This window comes from Acutalibacter sp. 1XD8-36, from assembly GCF_009917525.1.
Taxonomy (GTDB): Bacteria; Bacillota; Clostridia; order Oscillospirales; family Acutalibacteraceae; genus Acutalibacter.
This window is the reverse complement of record NZ_QZDU01000030.1, coordinates 1-4,288: the sequence shown is the minus strand read 5'-3', so window position 1 is coordinate 4,288 and position 4,288 is coordinate 1. Positions and strand designations below refer to the sequence as shown.

Sequence of the window (4,288 nt, the reverse complement as noted above, 5' to 3'; positions counted from 1 at the left end):
AAGTTCCTTAAGAGACCACTTGCGGCTCTTCTGGCCATTCTCATGGTCGTCGCTTTGGTCCCAATGAGCGCGCTGGCGGAAGATGAGGATGTGGGGCAGGAGCTCAACATCACCGTCGACACCTACCGCGCCACCCGCAACGGTAACGACTATGAAGTTACCGTGTGGGATTCTAACGACGTCACCATCGCTTGGGCGCCCATCCCGGGCACTACTCTGAAGCTGGTGACCGGGGGCAATAACCCCGACGTTGTGCTGGATTTGCCTCATAAGCTCTACCTGGCGGAGAATGCCAACGTGGTGGGTGAGAACACCTACACTGTCACCCTGAGGGAGACTGTAGGCTCTGCTGACCCCGTAGACCACACGCTGAAGATTACCGTGGCGAGCTCCATCCCCGATGACGACGCTACCCTGGCTGCTATCCGCGTGGATAACACCAGCGGCAACTACGCTTTCGGTTATCTGACTGGCACCGCTATCCCCGGCTACATCTCCGATGTGACCGCTACCGGCATCGAGGCCCACGCCATCGGCGGCGTGATTGACAACGTCAACGAGACAGTCACAATCACCCTGCCCTTCGGCATGAAGCCCGCAGATGTTGGAATGGACGCTTCCCTGGATGGCGCTGCCTCTCATGTGTTCGCTCCCACTTCTGTACATGCGAACTCTGTCTACAAGTACATTGACGAGAAGAGCGCGGAGATTACCGTGACCGCCAAGACCGGCGTTGTGAACCGCTATAAGGTTTCCTTCGAGCACGAGACCATTTTTGAGAGCTTTACCAACGCCACCAACCTTGATGAGCTGACCGAGGTAAAAGACGGCCTGCCTACGCTGAAGGTTGAGGAGGGCGAGGCGGCCTTCGTGCCCCGTTTCAAGACCACTGACAATGTGAAGCGTATCATGGGTACCAGCGGCGATGCCGAAGTAAGTGGTACTGACGATGACCAGGTTGAACTTGATTTTAGCTCCACCACTATATTTGGTGAATGGATGAAGTCAGACCAGGTTACTACTGTTGACCAGGACCACATGCTCAAGCTCATCACCAGCGGTCATGCTAACTGGGGTTTCGAAGACGGCGTCAAGGACCTCGTTTATCTGCTGGTGCGTACCAAGGCCAATCCTGTGGGTGCTTGGCTGAAAATTGAGCTGGACGAGCCTGCTCCTGAGAAGACCAAAGCAGTCATCACCGAGCTCCAGGTAGACAATACCGAGAGCAAGACCGGCATTGCCTCCACAGAGCGCACCATCAATATCACTGTTGACAACACCCACAGCTTTGCCGTGGGAAATACCGAGGCAAGGGACCCTGCTGACCCTGCTACCGGCTGCTATATCCATGTAACTACCGACAAGCCTGCAGAGCTTTCTATTCCCGACCAGACCATGGCCGCAAGCTCCACTGATAAGGACAAGGGCGACGGCTGGTGGTCCTCTAGCTTTACCACAGCAGGCACACGCCACTTTATCGATGGCATAAATGCAAAGAGTGGCGAGTTCACCCTGCGCGTGACCTCCGAGGATGATTCCTACATCGACTACACTGTTAAGCTGACTGCTGCCAAGACGCAGAGCCTGGGCCTGAAGCGCGTTGAGCTACGCAACAGCAAGGGTGCACTGGTTGCCGCCAGCACAGTTGACGCCAAGAATTCCTTTGACCTGAAGGTTCCCTATGCGTGCCATGCCGGAAAGGCTACAACCGCCGCAATAGATGACCCGCTGAACGGCCTTTATCTGTATGTCTACCCCGACGCCGGTGCTGTAGTTGTGCCCGGCAACAATGGTGTGACTGGTACAAAGGTTAAAACTACAACAGTTGCTATCGGTTCCACCGACGGGACTCAAAACTCTGGCAACAATACTAACGAAACCCCATTTGAAAACAGCATTACCGTTATGTCCAAAGTCTGGGTCAATCAGTACACACTGGATAAAGACGGCGCTGCAAACAGCGGCACGGCTGCCGACCTTGCCACATTTGACAGTATTCTTAACCTGACCGTTTCCAACGGCAAAAACACTTCCAAGGAAGTGTACCAGGTCAAGCTGAAGCGCAACCAGCCTGCTGAGACCGCTATAATCACCGGTATTGAGGCTAACAAGGCCCTCGACAGCGACTATATCTACTCTGTCGCCACCACTCTGGGCACTCAGCTGGTCGGTCATACCGATATCGGCCAGGCCTACGTAGGCGCGGTTGACATTGACGGCAACAAGCTGCTCGCCACTGTGGACCAGGCTGCTAAGACCATTAAAATTGAAGTACCCCACGACTGGACAAAGGACGACGTCCTGTACCTGACCGACGTTGATTTCACTGGCTTTAACTACGCCAGAATTGCTTCCGATGGTTCAGCCAAGGCAAGCACAAAGACACTTGATCCCATAAACCAGGAGGACCAGTCTCATATATACACCGGTCCACTCGCACTGGGCTTTGATAACCTGACTACCAGCGCAGGCTCTGCTACTAAATACAACACCCTGTATGTCTATAGCGAGGCAAAATACTATGCTGGAGATAGAACACCAACCGCAGCTGATATAAATTACGATTGGCTCAATGCCAATGCCGTAGCCTACAAAATGTACGTGGTAAAGGGCACAGAGAACACCGGACGCACCCTGACCGGCGTAGAGGCCACCAACGGCGCGACCGCAGTGTTCCGCAACACATACGACGACATCAAGCTGACCGTACCCGGCAGCTACAACTGGACCGCCTACCGCAAGGACAACAGCAAGGACTTCAAGCTGAAGTTCAGCACCTCCACCGGTGCCCTGGTTATCGACAAGGGTCAGTACGAGGCCAATGAAGTTATTGCCGCAGATTCCATAAAGGATAATGGCACAAAGTACGATGATACCAGAAATGGCACTACCACTCTGGAAAATGCTAGCAAGGCTGAGTACAAGAAGCAGCTTAACCTGCACAATCAGATTGATGATGAGACCACATTCTTCGTGATGGACGGCGAGCTGTACATCTACGACGAGCTGACCGGCAAGGAGACCCGCGTTACAGGCGTTGGCGACAACTTCACCAACAGCAACTGGGGCGAAATCAAGACCAAGCAGGCCGAGATTCAGGTCTACAATGCCGCACAGCGTTCTTCCATGAACTACCGCCTTGACCTGGTAGTGGGCGCCAAGAGCAACTCAAACCAGATTACCTCCCTGAAGGTCGGCGAGACTTCCGCCACCATCAGCGGCTCTGAGATTGCAGTTACCATGCCCGCGGACAGCGAGAAGGAGCAGGCCCTGACTATCGAGCACAACGGCGCGGCTGTGGCAGTAAACGGCGAGCGCTACCTGGAGAGCCTGCCTGTTGACCTCACCAAGCCCGTGACAATAGTAGTCACCGCCGAGGACGGCACAGAAGCTACCTACACCCTGACCGTCACCTTCAGCGACGACACTCCCGACCCGGATAAGCCCTCCAGCAAGTTCGAGGATTTGGACAAGGTCACCAACGATACCATGCGCGACTTCGTTAAGAGGGCCATCGACATGGGCATCATGGGCAGCACAAGCACAACAGCCAACGTGTTCTCACCCAAGGCCATCGTGTCCCGCAAGGACTTCGCGGTCATCATCGCCCGCGCCGACCTGATGGCTAACAACGAGGACATCACCAACACGAAGGAAGCTGACGAGCGCCTTGAAGAACTCTACGGCGGCGAGGATGCCTTCGATGATATTGCAAATATTAACCCTGTCCAGAAGGCCGCCATTAAGTACTGCACCGAGAAGTCCTATATCTCCGGCGACGGCAAGGGCAGCTTCAATCCCAACGGCTCCATCGAGCGTCAGGCGGCGGCAATAATCCTCGCCAAGTGGCGCGGCCTGGAGGTTGACGAGGAGAATACCGAGAACGTGAACAACGTGAAAGACTGGAAGAACGTCGCAAACTGGGCCAAGCCGTACGTCAATGCAGTTATGGCAGACGGGCTCATGAGCGGCACCGGCAACGGCAACTTCACTCCTGCGGGCGAGAAGGGCACTGTGAACCGCGAGCAGACCGCCGTTATGCTGGTGAAGGTCTTCGACAAGAAGTACCCTTCCTTTAACTAAGGTTTCAACTCATCTAAATTTTATGATTACCCCATAAAGGCGGGGGAGGCAGAGCAATCTGCCTCCTCTGCTTTTAGTCAAAACTTTTTGTTTTAAAACCAAAGACAAAGAGGGCGGATTTCTCCGCCCCCTTTGCCTTTATGGGGTAATCATAAAATTTAGATGAGTTGAAATCTTATTCAACCTCGGCGTTCTTCTTCTCGTA

The 4,288-nt window shown here is 54.2% G+C and carries 1 protein-coding gene; it reads left to right on the top strand.

Translation table 11 applies throughout. The features are described 5' to 3' along the window. A partial coding sequence (locus D5270_RS16190; protein ID WP_166545055.1) for an S-layer homology domain-containing protein occupies positions 1-4,083 on the top strand: 4,083 nt, incomplete at its 5' end. Positions 4,084-4,288 lie beyond the last annotated feature (205 nt).